This window comes from Xanthomonas sp. CPBF 426 (assembly GCF_903989465.1).
Classification (GTDB): domain Bacteria; phylum Pseudomonadota; class Gammaproteobacteria; order Xanthomonadales; family Xanthomonadaceae; genus Xanthomonas; species Xanthomonas euroxanthea.
Genome location: NZ_LR861805.1, coordinates 2,769,991 through 2,786,275, shown reverse-complemented (window position 1 = coordinate 2,786,275; position 16,285 = coordinate 2,769,991). Strand labels below are relative to the sequence as shown.

Sequence of the window (16,285 nt, the reverse complement as noted above, 5' to 3'; positions counted from 1 at the left end):
CCCACCGGGCGCGCCGCCGGCCTTGCTAGGAGAGCTGGTCGATGACGACCTCGCCGGTGAGCTTGCGTACCTGCTGCGGGTTCAGCCGGCGCGCATCGCCGCTTTCCAGCCGGCTGACCGAGAACGCCGTCGCCAGACGGGCGCACTGTTCCAGATCAGTGGAGTCGTCGAGCAGCGCGGCGGCCAGGCCGGCCACCATCGCGTCACCGGCGCCCACGCTGCTGCCCTGCGCCAGGCGCGGCGGACGCGCGATCAGGCGCTGGTCGCGCTGCACGAACAGGGCGCCCTCGGTGCCCATCGAAATGACCACCAGCTGGATGCCGCGGGCGATCAGTTCGTGCGCGGCGGCGCTGAGGGCGGCGCGGTCGGTTAGCGGGCGGCCGGTCCAGGCTTCCAGCTCGTGCCGGTTCGGCTTGACTGCGTAGGGCAGCGCCTGGCGTGCGGCACCGAGTGCGGCCACCAGCGGCGCGCCACTGGTGTCCAGCAGCACGCGCGCACCGGCGGCGCCGGCCTGGGCCTGGAGCTGCGCCCAGCTGTCGTCCGGCAGGCCGGCCGGCAGGCTGCCCGACAGCACCACCGGCAGGCCGGGCCGCAGCAGCGGGGCGAGGTGGTCGGCCACGCCCTGCAGATGCGGCTGGCCCAGGCGCAGGCCGGGCAGGTTGATGTCGGTGGTGTCGTTGCTGCGCGCCTCGACCAGCTTGAGGTTGGTACGGGTCTCGCCGGCCACGCGCTGGCAGTGATCGGTGATGCCGCGCTCGCGGAACAGCGCCTCGAACACGCCGGCATTGCCGGCCCCGAGCACGCCGAGTGCGGCGACCTGGCTGCCCCAGTCGGCCAGGCACGCGGCCACGTTGATGCCCTTGCCGCCGGCATCGTTGCGCACGCTGCTGGCGCGATGCACCGCGCCCGGTTGCAGGCTGTCGAGCTGGATGGTCTGGTCAATCGCCGGGTTCAGCGTGACGGTGATGGCGTGCAGGTTCATGCCTGGCCCTCGCGCTGCGCTTCCAGTGCGCGCACCTGCTCTGCGGTTTCGCAGTTCAATGCCTGCTCGACCAGCTGCTGCAGCGCGCTCAATGCGGTGCCGCGCAGGCGGGCCTTGACCGCCGGGATGTCGTTGGGCGTCATCGACAACTCCTGCACGCCCAGGCCGGCCAGCAGGCTGGCGCCGAACGGATCGCCGGCCAGGCCGCCGCACACGCCGACCCAGCGGTCGTGTTTGCGCGCACCTTCGATGGTGCTGCGGATCATGCGCAGCACCGCCGGGTGCAGGCTGTCGGCTTCGGCGGCCAGTTCCGGGTTCTGGCGGTCGATCGCCAGAACGTACTGGGTCAAATCATTGGTGCCGATCGAGAAGAAGTCCGCATGCCGCGCCAGCACGTCGGCCTGCGCGGCGGCGGCGGGCACTTCGATCATGATGCCGATCGGCACCTCGGGCGCGTCGAGTTCGCCGCGGAGGCGCGCGCAGATGGCGCGCAGGCTGATCAGCTCCGGCACCGAGGTGATCATCGGGAACATGATCGACAGCCGTGCCCCGTCCTTGGCGGCGCGGTACAGCGCCCGCAGCTGTGGTTCGAGCAGGTCCGGGCGACGCAGCAGCAGGCGCGCGCCGCGCACCCCCAGGAACGGGTTTTCCTCGTGCGGCAGTTCCAGATGCGCCACCTGCTTGTCGCCGCCGATGTCCAGCGCACGCACGATCAGCGGGCGGCCATCCAGCGCCTGCGCCATCGCCAGGTAGGTCTGGTACTGCTCGTCTTCGCTGGGGGTGGCGCCGCTTTCCAGGAACAGGAATTCGGTGCGCATCAGGCCGACGCCTTCGGCGCCCTGGGTCAGCGCCATGGCGACCTGGTCGGGCAGGTTGACGTTGGCGCCGATGTCGATGTGGTGGCCGTCGGTGGTTTCGGCGGGCAAGGCGCGCTGCGCGGCCTCGCGCTCGCGGATGGCCTGTTGCTCGGCGATATGCGTGCGCGCCGCGTCAAGGTCGAGTGCGGACGGGTTGATGTACAGCCGCCCGCTGCTGCCGTCGATGATGGCGGTGACGCCGTCTTCGATGTCCAGCAACTGGCCGCCGGCCGCGACCAGCGCCGGCAGGCCCAGCGTGCGCGACAGGATCGCGGTATGCGAGGTCGGCCCGCCTTGCGCGGTGGCCAGGCCGAGCACGCGTGCGATGTCCAGGTTGGCGGTGTCCGACGGCGACAGATCGCCGGCCAGCAGGATGCAGGGCTGCTCGGGCAGGTCGGTCAGGCCGGCGCCGGCGGCAGCCGGGTCGAGCTGGGCCAGCACGCGGCGGCCGACATCGCGCAGGTCGGCCGCGCGGCCGGCCAGCACCGGGTTGCCGAGTGCGGCCAGGCCCGAGGCGATCTGTTCCACCGCCTGGTGCCAGGACCACGCCACGCCGTGGCCTTCGACCATCAGCTGGCAGGTGCGGGTGATCAGGTCGGTGTCGTTGAGCAGTTCGGCCTGGGCCTTGAAGATCGCCGCGTCCGAGGCGCCGAGCCGGCGCTGGGTGTCGTCCTGGATCGCCGCCAGCTGCTGGCGGGTGCGGGTCAGCGCGTCGTGCAGCAGCGCGCCGCCATCGCCCAGACCCACCGGTTGATCGGCCACCTCGGTCTGCGCCGCGCGCAGCCGGTGCACGATGCCGATCGCCACGCCCGGGCTGGCGCCGATGCCGACGATGGCCGGCTGCGCCTGCGGCGGCGTCCAGCCGACCACCGGGGCGGCGCGGCGTTGCGCGGCACGCTCGGCATCGGCCTTTTCCTGCGCGGTCAGGCTGTCCATCACTGCGCGCAGGCGCTTGAGCAGCGCACCCGCATCAGTGCCTTCGGCCGAAACGGTGATGCTGTCGCCGGCACGCAGGCCCAACTGCAGCAGGCCGACCAGGCTCTTGGCATCGGCGGCCTGGTCGCCGGCGCGCACCTGGGCGCGCGCCGAGAAACCGCGCGCGGTCTCGGCCCAGCGCGTGGCCGGGCGGGCGTGCAGGCCGCTGGGGTAGACGATGGTCCATTCGAAGGATTCGGCCAGATCGGTGGCCGGCGCGGCGCTGCTGTCGGGTGCGCGGTCGCCGGTCAAGGCCGCCACGATCACGCCGGGGTCGTCGGTGGTGAACAGCGCTTCCAGCTGGGCCGGGTCCTGGATCAGGCGGGTCAGCCGGCGCAGCAAGGTGATGTGGGTATCGGACTGGGCGGCGATGCCGACCACCAGCCGGGTGGTCTGGCCCGGGTTCCACTCCACGCCCTCGGGCAACTGCAGCACCGCGATGCCGTCGCGGCGCACCAGGTGGCGGTCTTCGCCAACGCCGTGCGGGATCGCCAGGCCATGGCCCAGGAAGGTGTTCGCCAGGCCTTCGCGGCGCCGCATGCTGGCGTCATAGCCCGGCGCCACGCAGCCGGCGGCGACCAGCAACTGGGCAGCCTGTGCGATGGCGTCGTCCTTGTCGCGGGCATGCGCACGCAGACGCACGAGTTCGGGGGTGACGGGGGCGGCTGGCGACGGAGAGGACAAGACGGACTCCGGGATGGGAACGGGCTGGGCAGTATAGTGGGAACGTTCCCACGTTCCAGGTCAATGTGCGCTGCACAAAAATGGTGTAGTGCTTTCGGGTTAGCATCGGATCAGGCACCGCACCTGGCTGCAGGTGCGCAAATGGAGCGGGAACGGTCCCAGTGAGTATCAGCATCAACGACGTGGCCCGCGTGGCCGGAGTTTCCAAATCGACGGTCTCGCGCGCGCTGGGCACTGGCCCGGTCAGCGAGGAAGTACGGGCTAAGGTCGAGGCGGCGGTGCGCCAGACCGGCTACCGGCCCAACCTGATGGCGCGACGCCTGCGCTCCCAGCAGTCCGGCATCCTGGGGGTGATCGTTGCCGACATCCGCAACCCGTACTTCACCGCGCTGATCCGCGCGGTGGAGGAGGTGGCCTACCGTGCCGGCATGCGCGTGACCCTGTGTAACACCGACGAAGACCCCGAGCGCGAGGCGCTGTACCTGCAATTGATGCAGGAAGAACGCATCACCGGGCTGATCTTCGCGCCAACCCGCAGCACGGTCGGGCGCATGCACGAGCTGGTGCTGGACTACCCGACCGTGCTGGTAGACCGCGCCGGCCCCGGCAGCCGCTACGACAGCGTGGTGCTGGACAACGCCGCGGCCATGGGCGAGCTGGTCGCGCATCTGCAGGCGCAGGGGTATCGGCGCATCGGCGGGCTGTTCGGCACCAGTACCACCGCGACCGAGCGTCGCAACGGCTATCTGGCCGCGATGCGCGCGCCCGGGCTGACGCCGGCCTACCGCGAAGTGGCGCCCACCGCTGAAGCGGCGATTGCCGAAGTCGGCCAATGGCTGGCCGGTGCAGACCGGCCCGAGGCCATTGTCACCAGTAACAGCCTGCTGTTGATGGGCGCGCTCAAGGCCGCCCGCACCGCGGGTCTGCGCCTGCCCGACGACCTGGCCCTGGCCGGCTTCGACAACGAGCGCTGGACCGACCTGGTCGAGCCCGGCATTACCGTGGTCGAGCAGCCGGTCGAGGACATGGGCCGCGCAGCGATGTCGCTGCTGCTGGAACGCCTGGGCAACCCGCAGCTGCCGATCCGCCGCATGGTGATGACCGGCCGCTGCGTGGTGCGCGGCTCCACCGGCCCCCGCACCCCACCGTAGGAGCGCACCCGGGCGCGACTGGCGTTACCGGTAGAGCCCATCGCGCCCAGGGGCGCTCCTACAACGGCGTGGCGGGTGTTGCGGATCGCGTAGTGCAGGTCTTGCCCGAGCACGGCATGTCACCAATCCCCTCACCGTAGGAGCGCACCCGGGCGCGACGGGCGTCGCCGGTCATGCACGTCGCGCCCGGGTGCGCTCCTACGAGCTATCACTGTTGCGCAACCCAAAAAAAAGCCCCGGCAGTGCCGGGGCTTTTCGTTCTACGCGATGTCCCAGATCAACGATCCGGACGATGGCTTCCGGCGTCGCCCTGTGCCGCGAGGTAGTCCTTGGACTGTTCGTCCAGCTTGTCGCCCAGCATGCGGCGCACCACCACGAAGAACAGCGGGATGAAGATCACGCCGAGCACGGTGGCGAACACCATGCCGCCGATCACGCCGGTACCGATGGAGTGACGCGAGTTGGCGCCGGCACCGGTGGAGATGGCCAGCGGCAGCACGCCCAGGATGAAGGCGAACGAGGTCATCAGGATCGGGCGGAAGCGCAGGTGTGCCGCTTCCAGCGTCGCCTCGCGCAGCGTCTTGCCTGCCGCACGCTGTTCCACCGCGAACTCCACGATCAGGATCGCGTTCTTCGCCGCCAGGCCGATCACGGTGATCATGCCGATCTTGAAGTACAGATCGTTCGGCAGCCCACGCAGCATCGAGAAGGTGATCGCACCCAGCACACCGATCGGCACCACCATCAGCACCGCCACCGGAATCGACCAGCTCTCGTAGAGGGCGGCCAGGCACAGGAACACCACCACCACCGACAACGCCAGCAACAGCGTGGCCGCATTACCGGCGATGATTTCCTGGTACGACATGCCGCTCCAGTCGAAGCCGAAGCCCGGCGGCAGATCGTTGTTGACGATCTCTTCCATCGCCGTCATCGCCTGGCCGGAGCTACCACCCGGCGCCGGGTTGCCGACGATGTTCACCGCCGAATAGCCGTTGTAGCGGTTCAACGCCGGCGAGGCGAAGGTCCAATCGGCCTTGACCACATTGCTCAGCGGAATCATTCCCGGCTGCCCATCGGCACCGACTGCTGTCGCACTGGGGCTGAAGAAGCTACGCAGCGACTCGGGGCCGGTGCGGAACTGGTCGTCGGCACGGATGTTGACGCGCTTGATGCGGCCTTCGGAGAAGTAGTCGTTGATGTACACAGGCGCCAGCATCAGCTGGATCGAGCTGTAGATATCGCTGACGTCCAGGCCCATCGACTGCGCCTGCACACGGTCCACGGACAGCTGCAGCTGTGGTGCGTCTTCCAGGCCGTTCGGGCGCACGCCCACCATGGTGTCCTGCCTTTCCGCAGCCTTGCCCAGCACGATGTTGCGCGCCTGGGTCAAGGCTTGCTGGCCGGCGCCGGAGCGGTCCTGCAGCCACATGTCGAAGCCGCCGAACTGGCCCAGGCCCTGCACGGTGGGCAGGTTGACCACGAAGATCTGCGCGCCCTTGATGCCGTAGAAGGCACCGTTGAGCTGCTGGATCAACTGTTCGGCAGTGACGTCGCGCTCTTCCCACGGCTTGAGCCGGATGAAGCCCATGCCGACGTTTTCGCCCGAGCCCAGGAAGCTGAAGCCGGCGATCTGCAGCATGCCTTCCACGGCCGGCTGCTTCTCCAGCACCGCACGCATCTGCGCGAACGCCTCGTTGGTGCGGATCTTGGTCGCGCCCGGCGGCAGCTGCACGATGGCCACCGCAAAGCCCTGGTCTTCTTCCGGCAGGAAGCTGCCCGGCATGCGGGTGAACAGGAAGCCGCACAGCACCACCAGCACCACGAACACGATCATCCACGGCGGCGAGCGCTTGAGGGTGTGGCCGACCACGCCGACATAGCGATGCGCCAGCTTGTCGTAGTACTTGTCGAAGGTGCGGTAGATCCAGTTCTTCTTGGTCGAGTGGGTGGACTTGAGGAACGCGCCGCACAGCGCCGGGGTGAAGCTCAACGCCAGGAACGCGGAGAACCCCATCGACATGGCGATGGTCAGCGCGAACTGCTTGTAGATCGCGCCCGAGGCGCCGGGTTGCAGCGAGGAGGGGATGAACACCGCCGCCAGCACCACGGTGATGGCCACCACCGCGCCGGTGATCTGGGTCATCGCCTTCTGCGTGGCCGCCTTCGGCTCCAGGTGCTCCTCGCTCATGATGCGTTCGACGTTCTCGATCACCACGATCGCGTCGTCGACCACGATGCCGATCGCCAGCACCATCGCAAACAGCGTCAGCTGGTTGATGGTGAAGCCGATCATGTACATGCCGAAGAACGTGCCCAGCAGCGCGACCGGAATCACCAGCGTGGGAATCACGGTGGCGCGGAAGTTCTGCAGGAACAGCAGCATCACCAGGAACACCAGCACGATGGCTTCCACCAGCGTGTGGATCACTTCCTCGATGGAGATGCGCACGAAGGTGGTCGATTCGTACGGCGCAAACCAGGTCACGCCCTGCGGGAAGGTCGGCTGCAGTTCGTCGAGCTTGGCACCGACCGCCTCGGACACGTTCAGGGCGTTGGCGCCCGGCAGCAGCTGGATACCGAAGGCGCCGGTGGGCTTGCCGTTGTACTGGGTGTCGAAGCCGTAGTTGCTCGGCCCCACGGTGACCCGCGCGACATCCTTCAAGCGCACCGTGGCACCGTTGTTGTCGGTGCGCAGGATGATGTTCTCGAACTGTTCCGGCGAGCTGAAGCGGCCCTCGGCCGACACGGTGGCGGTGAAGCTGATGCCTTCCGGAGTCGGGTCGGCGCCCACCGAACCGGCAGCGAACTGCACGTTCTGGTTACGCACCGCGGTCAGCACCTGGGTCGCCGACAGGTTGTAGCCCTGCAGCTTCTCCGGGTTCAGCCAGATGTTCATCGCGTATTCGGCGCCGAACTGGTTGGTGCTGCCCACGCCGGGCACGCGCGAGATCTGCTCGAGCACGCGCGAGCCGACGATGTCGTTGAGCGCGTCGCGGTTGATCGACGGGTTGTCCGAGCGCAGCGCGGCCACCATCAGGAAGCCGGCGTTGGCCTTGGCCACCACCACACCCTGCTGGGTGACTTCCGAGGGCAGACGCGGCGTGGCCAGCGACACCTTGTTCTGCACCTGCACCTGGGCGATATCCGCGTCGGTGCCGGTTTCGAAGGTCAGCGTGATGGTCACGCGGCCGTTGGCGGCCGAGGACGAGTTGAAGTACAGCAGGTGATCGATACCGGTGAGCTGCTGCTCGATGACCTGGGTCACCGCTTTTTCGGCGGTATCGGCGCTGGCGCCGGGGAAGTTGGCGGTGACGGTGACCTGCGGCGGGGCGATCGTGGGGTACGACTCGATACCCAGATTCAGGATCGAGATCACGCCCGCAAGCGAGATCAGGATCGCCACCACCCAGGCAAAGACAGGGTGTTCGATAAAAAACTTAGGCATGTCCGGGTTCCGTTACTGCTGCTTGGACTGGGATTCGGCCGGCTGCGCCGCAGCGTCTGGCTTGGACTGTTCCTGCGCGGCCGGTGCCGCCGCGTCGGCCTTGTCGGCTGCCGGTGCGGCCTGTGCGTTGCCACCCTGGGCGGCGGGAGCCGCGCCCGGTGCACCCGGCTGGCCGCCCTGCGCCGGCTTGTTCGGATCCCACGGCACGCCCTTGGCCGGCTGGCCTTCCTTGGCCTTCTGCACGCCATCGACGATCACCTGATCGCCCGGGGTCACGCCACCGGTGACGATCCACTGACCTTTCTGCTGGCCGTCGACGGTGAGATTCTTGCGCACCACCTTGCCGTCCTTGCCCAGCACCAGCGCGTAGGCGCCGGTGGCATCGCGCTGCACGGCCTGCTGCGGCATCAGGTAGGCGTTGTTGCGCTGGCCCAGGCTGGCCTTGAAGGTCACGAACGCGCCCGGCAGCAGTGCCTGTTCCGGGTTGGGCAGGGTCGCGCGCAGCGACACCGCACCGGTGCTCGGGTCCACCGTCACCGCCGACACGTCCAGCGTACCCGGGTGCGGGTACTGCGTGCCGTTGCCCAGTTCCACGTTGATGGTGGACTTGCCATCGCCGCTGAGCTGCACGTTGCCGCTGCTCTGGGCCTGGCGCAGGGCGGCGAGCTCTTCGCTGCTCATCGCAAAGTTCACATACAGCGGGTCGATCTGGTCGACCGTGGTCAGCAGGGTGGCCTCACCCGAGCCGACCAGCGCACCTTCGGTCACGCGCTGGATGCCGGCGCGGCCGGTGATCGGCGAGGTGACGCTGGCAAAGCCGAGCTGGATGCGGGCGGACTCGACCTGGCCGCGTGCCTGCTGCACGTTGGCGCGGGAGGAGCGCTCGGTGGCTTCGGCGTTGTCGATGTCGGCCCGCGACACGTACTGCTGCGGGGCCAGGCTGCGCGCGCGCTTGGCGGCGACCTGGGCATTGGCGTAGGTCGCCTCGGCGGCGGCCAGCTGGCCCTGCGCCTGCAGCAGCGTGGCCTTCAGCGGTGCCGGGTCGATCTCGAACAGCGGCTGGCCTTCCTTGACGTCGGTGCCCTCGGTGTACAGGCGCTTGAGCACCACGCCGTCCACGCGTGCGCGCACGTCGGCCGAGCGGAATGCCGACAGGCGGCCGACCAGGTCGCGTTCCAGCGGCAGCGTCTGCGGCTTCATTTCCAGCACCGACACTTCCGGCGGCGGCGGCGCCTGCTGTTGTTCGGGCTTGCTGCAGGCAGCCAGCGCCAGGGTGATGGCACAGGCCAGGCCGAATGTGCGGAGCGGGGCGATCATCAGGAGGAACTCCGTTAGGGTCTTGAAGTGAGAAAGGAAAGCGGGGACAGCGAAGGCGTGGCAGCGACCGCGGCAAAGGCGCGCAGGAAAGTGTCGACAGCGAACTGCGCCCACTGCTGCCTGGCGGGGAGGCCGGCGCGGTGGGGTACCTGAAAGCGTTGCCGGTCGAAATCCAGACCGACGATCATGCTCAACAGCAGTTCGGCCATACAGTGCGGATCGTCATGGCGCAGCTGGCCGGCCTGCATCGCCTGTTCGAAGCGCTGCGCCAGGCGCTGCTGCATGCCGACGACCCCGTCCTGGAAGATCTGCTGCGACTGGTCGGGAAACCGGTGCGATTCGGCCTCCACCAATCGGCAGGTCTGTAGCACATCGGGCCGGTTCAGGCGGTCAAGATGGGCCAGCGCAAAGGCCAGCAGATCCTCGCGCAACTCGCCGGAGGCGGTGCCCAGCGGCACCGTGGCCAGATGCACGTGGTCCTGAAGGACATCGCGCAGCAGGTTTTCTTTACAACCGTAGTAACTATAGAGCGTCTGCTTGGAACAACCGGCACGCTCGGCCACGGCATCCATGCTCAGCCGCATGCCACGCTCGGCAAGCAGCGTATGCACAGCCGCATGGATGCGGCGATCGCAATCCGAGCGCCGGGAAGCACGGTGGGAACGGGGGGCCATGGCGGTAGACTATACCGTCCAGTTTAGTTTTTAAACAGGCTTGACGGTCGCAATTGTGTCTGCACAGCGCCTTGTGCGCCAAGCGCCGGGCCCGACTTTGCCGGTTGTGGCGGTCCGGCAGGCCGATGCGCGGCCGCCAATCGGCCGCCGCCCGAGGAATTACAGTCGGGTAGCGCTTGGATGCCGCCTCCGGGGCCGGCGCCGGCGCCGGGAATTTGCGCTATGCAGCAAGGCGCCTTCATCCGGCGCCGGTACAATTCAGGTTTTCCACCGAGCATCCCAGCGCTCTCATGACAGCCAAGAAAGCTGCTTCGAAATCGTCCACGACGTCGGTCACACCGGTCGCCGAACATGCCGTCCCCGTGCTTGCCACCGCGCCGCAGGCGGTCACCCTGGAGCCGGTCTTTGCCGCGTTGCGCAAGCGCTACCCGGCTGCCCGCCAGTCCGAGGTGCAGCTGTTTGCAGCCGACTTCTACCGGCGCATGGAAGAGGACGAGTTCCCCAACCACCCACCCGAGCAGTGGGCGGCCCTGGCGGCCGACATGCTGGAGTTTGCGCGCACGCGCAAGGCCGGCACGGTCAATGTGCGGGTGTTCAACCCGACCCTGAAGAGCCACGGCTACGAGTCGCCGCACACGCTGCTGCAGATCGTCAACGACGACATGCCGTTCCTGGTGGACTCGGTGAGCATGACGCTGTCGGACCTGGGCATCGGCGTGCACGTGCTCGGCCACCCGGTGCTGCGCATCGCGCGCGACAAGGCCGGCAAGCTGACCGCGGTGGGCGAGGGCAAGAGCGAATCGCTGATGGTGCTGGAGATCGACCGCCAGCCCGCCGACGACATGCCCAAGGTGGAAGCGGCCGTGCGCAAGGTGCTGGCCGAAGTGCGCGCGATCGTGCACGACTGGGCGTCGATGCGCGAAAAGATGGTGATGCTGGCCGATGACCTGGCCACCCGCCGCCTGCCGATGGACGACATCAGCCGCCACGAGGCGCAGGAATTCCTGCGTTGGGCGGCCGCCGACCACTTCACCTTCTTCGGCTACCGCGAGTACCGCGTGGAGAAGCAGGACGGCCAGGACGTGCTGGCGCCGGTGGAAGAAACCGGCCTGGGCCTGATGCGCGGCCGCGACACCTCGCCGGCGCGCCCGGTGACCACGCTGGCGGCGCATGGCCTGAACACCTCGGCCAAGCTCAAGGACGCGCTGATCCTGACCAAGACCAATGCGCGCTCGCGCGTGCATCGGGTCGGCTACATGGATTACATCGGCATCCTGGAATTCGATGCCAAGGGCCGCATCGTCGGCGAGCAGCGCTTCCTGGGCCTGTTCACCTCCAGCGCCTACAACCGCCGCCCGTGGGAAATTCCGCTGGTGCGGCAGCGCCACGAATACGTGATGAGCAAGTCCGGGCTGACCCCGAGCAGCCACAGCGGCAAGGCGCTGCGGCATATTCTGGAGACATTGCCGCGCGAGGAGCTGTTCCAGTCCAACGAGGAAGAGCTGTACCGCACCGCGATCGGCATCCTCGGCCTGCAGGAGCGCGTGCGCAGCCGCATGTTCCTGCGCCGCGACAAGTACAGCCGCTTCATCTCCGCCCTGGTGTACATCCCGCGCGAGCGCTTCAACACCGATGTGCGGCTGCGCATCGAAGCCTTGCTCAAGGAGGCGCTGCACGGCGAATACATCGATTCCAGCGTGGTGCTGGGCGAATCGCCACTGGCGCAGCTCCACCTGATCGTGCGGCCCAAGAGTGGCGAGGCGCTGGAGTTCAACACCACCGAGCTCGAATCGCGGCTGGCGCATCTGCTGCGCAACTGGCGCGATGCGCTGCGCGAGGCGCTGGTGGCGCGGCATGGCGAGGTCAATGGCCTGCGCATGGCTGCCAACTTCGGGCGAGCGTTGCCGGCCGGCTATATCGAAGACTCGTCGATCGAATCGGCGGTGTCCGACGTCGAGCATCTGGCGGCACTGGAAGGCCCGGATGACCTGCATCTGAGCCTGCAGGAGATCCGCCGCGACGACGGCGTGCGGCTGGACGCCGGCGAAGGCCTGCGCCTGAAGCTGTATCGCCAGCTCGACGACATCCCGTTGTCCGATGCGATGCCGATGATGGAGAACCTGGGCCTGCGCGTGATCTCCGAGCGGCCGTACCGGCTGCAGGTCGGCGAGACGCCGGTCTACATCCAGGATTTCGAGGTCGAATCGACCTCCGGCAGGATCAATGCGGCCAACGCCGACGCCGGTTTCGGCGAAGCCTTCGAGCGGATCTGGAGCGGCGATGCCGAGAACGACGGCTTCAACCGCCTGATCCTGGCGGCCGGCCTGCACTGGCGCCAGGTCGCGCTGCTGCGCGGCTATTGCAAGTATCTGCTGCAAACCGCGGTGCCGTTCTCGCAGGCCTATGTCGAGGCGACGTTCACCCGCTATCCGTTGCTGGCACGCCTGCTGGTGGAACTGTTCGAGGCGCGCTTCGATCCGGCCACCGGCAGCGAGACCAAGGCGCAGATCGTTGCCGGGCAGGAACGCCTGCGCGAGGAACTGTCGGTACTGGCCGGTGGCGACGAGGCCACACTCAAGGCGCTGGAGCCGGTGCTGCAGGCGCGCGGCAGCGACCGCGATGCGCAGCAGGAGGCTGCGCGCGCCACGCTGCTGAAGCTGATGGACCGCGTTTCCAGCCTGGACGAGGACCGCATCCTGCGCAGCTTCATCGGCGTGATCGACGCGACGCTGCGCACCAACTACTACCAGACCGACAAGAGCGGCAAGCACGGGCACTGCATCAGCTTCAAGCTGGATTCTTCGATCGTGCCGGACCTGCCCAAGCCGCGTCCGTACCGCGAGATCTTCGTCTACAGCCCACGGGTGGAAGGCGTGCACCTGCGCTTTGGCGCGGTGGCGCGTGGCGGCCTGCGCTGGTCGGACCGACGCGAGGATTTCCGCACCGAGGTGCTGGGCCTGGTCAAGGCGCAGATGGTCAAGAACACCGTCATCGTGCCGGTCGGCGCCAAGGGCGGTTTCTACGTCAAGCGCTCCCCGGTGGGCGGCGACCGTGACGCGATCCAGGCCGAAGGCATCGCCTGCTACAAGTTGTTCATCCAGAGCCTGCTCGACATCACCGACAACATCGTCGGTGGCAAGATCGTGCCGCCGCCGCAGGTGGTGCGCCATGACCTGGACGACCCGTACCTGGTGGTCGCGGCCGACAAGGGCACCGCCACGTTCTCCGACATCGCCAACGGGCTGGCGCTGGACCACGGCTTCTGGCTGGGCGATGCATTCGCTTCCGGCGGGTCGGTCGGCTACGACCACAAGGGCATGGGCATCACCGCGCGTGGTGCGTGGGAGTCGGTCAAGCGCCACTTCCGCGCGATGGGGCGCGATTGCCAGAGCCAGGATTTCAGCGTGGTCGGCATCGGCGACATGTCCGGCGACGTGTTCGGCAACGGCATGCTGCTCTCAAGGCATATCCGCCTGCTGGCCGCGTTCGATCACCGGCATATCTTCCTGGACCCCAATCCGGATGCCGCCGCTTCGTTCGCCGAGCGCGAGCGCCTGTTCAAGCTGCCGCGTTCCAGCTGGGCCGACTACGAGGCCAGACTGATCAGCGCCGGTGGCGGCATCTATCCGCGCACGCTCAAATCCATCGACATCAGCGCGCCGGTACGCGAGGTGCTGGGCTTGGAATCCAGCGTCAAGCAGCTCTCGCCCAACGAGCTGATGAACGCCATCCTCAAGGCGCCGGTGGATTTGTTCTGGAATGGCGGCATCGGCACCTACGTCAAGGCGTCCAGCGAGTCGCACGCCGATGTGGGCGACCGCGCCAACAACGGCCTGCGCGTCAATGGCGGCGAATTGCGCTGCAAGGTGGTGGGCGAGGGCGGTAACCTCGGCCTGACCCAGCTCGGTCGCATCGAGGCCGCGCAGGCCGGGGTGCTGCTCAACACCGACTTCATCGACAACTCGGCCGGCGTGGACACCTCCGACCACGAGGTGAACATCAAGATCCTACTCAACGACATGGTGCAGGCCAAGAAGCTCACCTACGACGCGCGCAACACATTGCTCGCGTCGATGACCGACGAAGTGGCCGACCTGGTGTTGTGGGACAACTACCGCCAGAACCAGGCGATCAGCCTGATGGAGCGGATGAGCGTCAAGCGCCTGGGCTCCAAGCAGCACTTCATCCGCACGCTGGAACTGCAGGGCCTGCTCGATCGCCAGATCGAGTTCCTGCCCTCCGATGCCGAACTGTCCGCACGCAAGGCGCGCGGGCAGGGCCTGTCGCGTCCGGAGCTGTCGGTGCTGTTGTCGTACTCCAAGCTGGTGGCGTTCCAGCAGCTGCTGGAATCGGATATCCCCGAAGACCCGTATCTGTCCAAGGAACTGCAGCGCTACTTCCCGCAGCCGCTGCAGAAGAAGTACGCCGATGCGATGGAGCGTCACCGCCTCAAGCGCGAGATCATCGCCACCGCGGTGACCAACACCACCATCAACCGCATGGGCGCCACCTTCCTGATGCGCATGCAGGAAGACACCGGCCGCAGCATCGCAGAGGTCGCCAAGGCCTATACCATCAGCCGCGAGACGCTGGATGCACGCGCGCTGTGGACGCAGATCGACGCGCTGGACGGCAAGGTGCCCGAGTCGGTGCAGATCGATGCACTGGAAGTGATCTGGCGCCTGCAACGCTCGTTCGTGCGTTGGCTGCTGCTGCGTCCGGGCCAGATGCCGGGCATCACTGCGGCGGTGGAGCGTTACCACGGCCCGTTCAACGACATCCGGATCGCTTCCGGTGTGCTGTCGGATGCGCAGCGCCCGCAGTACGAAGCCAGCGTGCAGGAATGGCAGGACAAGGGCCTGCCGCCGCAACTGGCGCAACAGCTGTGCGAGTTGCGTTACCTGGAACCGGCCTTCGACATCATCGAAACCGCGCGTACCCGCAAGCTCAAGCCGGTGGACGTGTCCAAGGTGCATTTCCGCCTGGGCGAAGCGCTGCGCCTGCCGTGGTTGTTCGAGCAGATCGACGCGCTGGAGGTCAACGGCCGCTGGCATGCAGTGGCACGTGGTGTGCTGCGCGACGAACTGGCCGCGCATCAGCGTGCACTGGTGGCGCAGGTGCTGACCCTGCCCGGCAGCAGTGCCGAGGACAAGGTGGCCAACTGGCTGGCGCGCGACGATTCCAGCCTGCGCTTCACCCTGGCGATGCTGGCCGATGTGGCCGAGCAGAAGACGCTGGACTACCCGACCGTGTCGGTGGCGGTGCAGCGACTTGGGCAGCTGGCGGCACACGGGATGTAATGACGTGCAGCGAGGTGATGGCGGAGCAGGTGCTTCGTCATCACCTAGGCTGAGCTGGTGCAGTTATGGAGTTGTCTGCCCATGCACAAGGCGGCCCAAGGGTCGCCTTGTTTACGTGCGGAATTGCTCCGTACGATCGCGAGCCCAATGCGTCGTCCGGGTGTCGGCCAATCGCGTGGTCCACATCCGGTCAGCTACGACACGCGCGCTGCCTTTCTGTGAGCATGTCTGCATGCCAGAGGCATGTCAGACAACGCACGCGAGTAGGTGAACAATCCCAGGCTTCTTGACACTCTCGAATAGTCCGATGAGTATCGCTTAGCTGCAGTAGATCCTGCAGACGGGTGTGGAAGCCCGAAATCCAAGGCGCACGAGCGCCGGTCAACGATGGCGGTGCTCTCCACTATCCAAGGAGATCCTCATGCCGCGTACCAATCCTGCCCATTCGGCCACTACTGCAACCGCCTCGCAGCCGACCGCCCATACCGTGGCCGATCATGGTGATGCACGTGAGGACGTGTTCTTCCGTCGCCTGTCCGAGTCACGTGGTGCGGAAGCCACCAACGGCCTGCATTGGTCCGATCTGCCGATGCAATTTGGCCTGGCTCTCAAATGCGCACATATCGATCACTGCTTGCTCGGGCTGCAGGGCGTGTTGGAGATGCTGCACGCCGGTGAGGCGGCCCGCGAGGCGGGTCAACCTGGCCTGGGTGGCGAGCTCACCGATCGCCTGCTCTACGCGTCGCGTGCGCTGGCTGCGTCGGGAAAAGAATCGCTGCATGCGTTGCAGGAACGTCTTGCAGCTGCATCGTAAGGTGCAGTGCGAACGTCGGTCATCAACGGCGTCGGACTTCCTCCATTCTGGCTGCGAGCAGCGTTGTTGGCGGGAGACCCGGA

The 16,285-nt window shown here is 67.4% G+C and carries 8 protein-coding genes; 3 read left to right on the top strand and 5 right to left on the bottom strand.

Annotated elements, in window-relative coordinates:
* Positions 1–25: 25 nt before the first annotated feature.
* Together pfkB and ptsP are read right to left on the bottom strand one after the other, a co-directional pair.
* A complete protein-coding gene (gene pfkB, locus H7A87_RS11930) occupies positions 26–982 on the bottom strand; it encodes a 1-phosphofructokinase (RefSeq protein ID WP_119128607.1) in 957 nt (318 codons plus the stop codon).
* Positions 979–3,498 carry a phosphoenolpyruvate--protein phosphotransferase gene (ptsP, locus tag H7A87_RS11925; protein ID WP_119128608.1) on the bottom strand — a complete coding sequence of 840 codons (2,520 nt, stop codon included), beginning with the start codon at positions 3,496–3,498 and terminating at the stop codon, positions 979–981. Before ptsP ends, pfkB begins: the two co-directional genes overlap by 4 nt.
* A gap of 161 nt (positions 3,499–3,659) precedes the next feature.
* On the opposite strand from ptsP, the gene H7A87_RS11920 reads away from it, so the two are divergent.
* A complete protein-coding gene (locus tag H7A87_RS11920; protein ID WP_104582121.1) occupies positions 3,660–4,649 on the top strand; it encodes a LacI family DNA-binding transcriptional regulator in 990 nt (329 codons plus the stop codon).
* Positions 4,650–4,926: 277 nt separating this feature from the next.
* On the opposite strand, the gene H7A87_RS11915 is transcribed toward H7A87_RS11920, so the two are convergent.
* From H7A87_RS11915 to H7A87_RS11905, 3 genes are read right to left on the bottom strand one after another with little or no spacing between them, the layout of a single operon-like run.
* A complete protein-coding gene (locus tag H7A87_RS11915) occupies positions 4,927–8,097 on the bottom strand; it encodes a multidrug efflux RND transporter permease subunit (protein ID WP_104582122.1) in 3,171 nt (1,056 codons plus the stop codon).
* 12 nt (positions 8,098–8,109) lie between these two features.
* The gene (locus H7A87_RS11910) at positions 8,110–9,414 is read right to left on the bottom strand and encodes an efflux RND transporter periplasmic adaptor subunit (protein ID WP_119128609.1); all 1,305 of its coding nucleotides are present in this window, start codon (positions 9,412–9,414) and stop codon (positions 8,110–8,112) included.
* 14 nt (positions 9,415–9,428) lie between these two features.
* Positions 9,429–10,088 (bottom strand): TetR/AcrR family transcriptional regulator, encoded by a 660-nt coding sequence (locus H7A87_RS11905; protein WP_119128610.1) that lies wholly within the window; start codon positions 10,086–10,088, stop codon positions 9,429–9,431.
* Between the two features lie 290 nt (positions 10,089–10,378).
* Here H7A87_RS11905 and H7A87_RS11900 point away from each other — a divergent pair, with 290 nt between their 5' ends.
* Together H7A87_RS11900 and H7A87_RS11895 are read left to right on the top strand one after the other, a co-directional pair.
* The gene (locus H7A87_RS11900) at positions 10,379–15,388 is read left to right on the top strand and encodes an NAD-glutamate dehydrogenase domain-containing protein (RefSeq protein WP_119128611.1); all 5,010 of its coding nucleotides are present in this window, start codon (positions 10,379–10,381) and stop codon (positions 15,386–15,388) included.
* A 517-nt stretch (positions 15,389–15,905) separates the two neighbouring features.
* Positions 15,906–16,202 (top strand): hypothetical protein, encoded by a 297-nt coding sequence (locus H7A87_RS11895; RefSeq protein WP_119128856.1) that lies wholly within the window; start codon positions 15,906–15,908, stop codon positions 16,200–16,202.
* The last annotated feature ends 83 nt before the right edge of the window (positions 16,203–16,285 follow it).

Coding starts and splice junctions, on each gene's coding strand:
- H7A87_RS11910 (WP_119128609.1), bottom strand. CDS start 9,414: ATGATCGCCCCGCTCCGCACATTCGGCCTGGCCTGTGCCATCACCCTG.
- H7A87_RS11905 (WP_119128610.1), bottom strand. CDS start 10,088: ATGGCCCCCCGTTCCCACCGTGCTTCCCGGCGCTCGGATTGCGATCGC.
- H7A87_RS11900 (WP_119128611.1), top strand. CDS start 10,379: ATGACAGCCAAGAAAGCTGCTTCGAAATCGTCCACGACGTCGGTCACA.
- pfkB (WP_119128607.1), bottom strand. CDS start 982: ATGAACCTGCACGCCATCACCGTCACGCTGAACCCGGCGATTGACCAG.
- H7A87_RS11915 (WP_104582122.1), bottom strand. CDS start 8,097: ATGCCTAAGTTTTTTATCGAACACCCTGTCTTTGCCTGGGTGGTGGCG.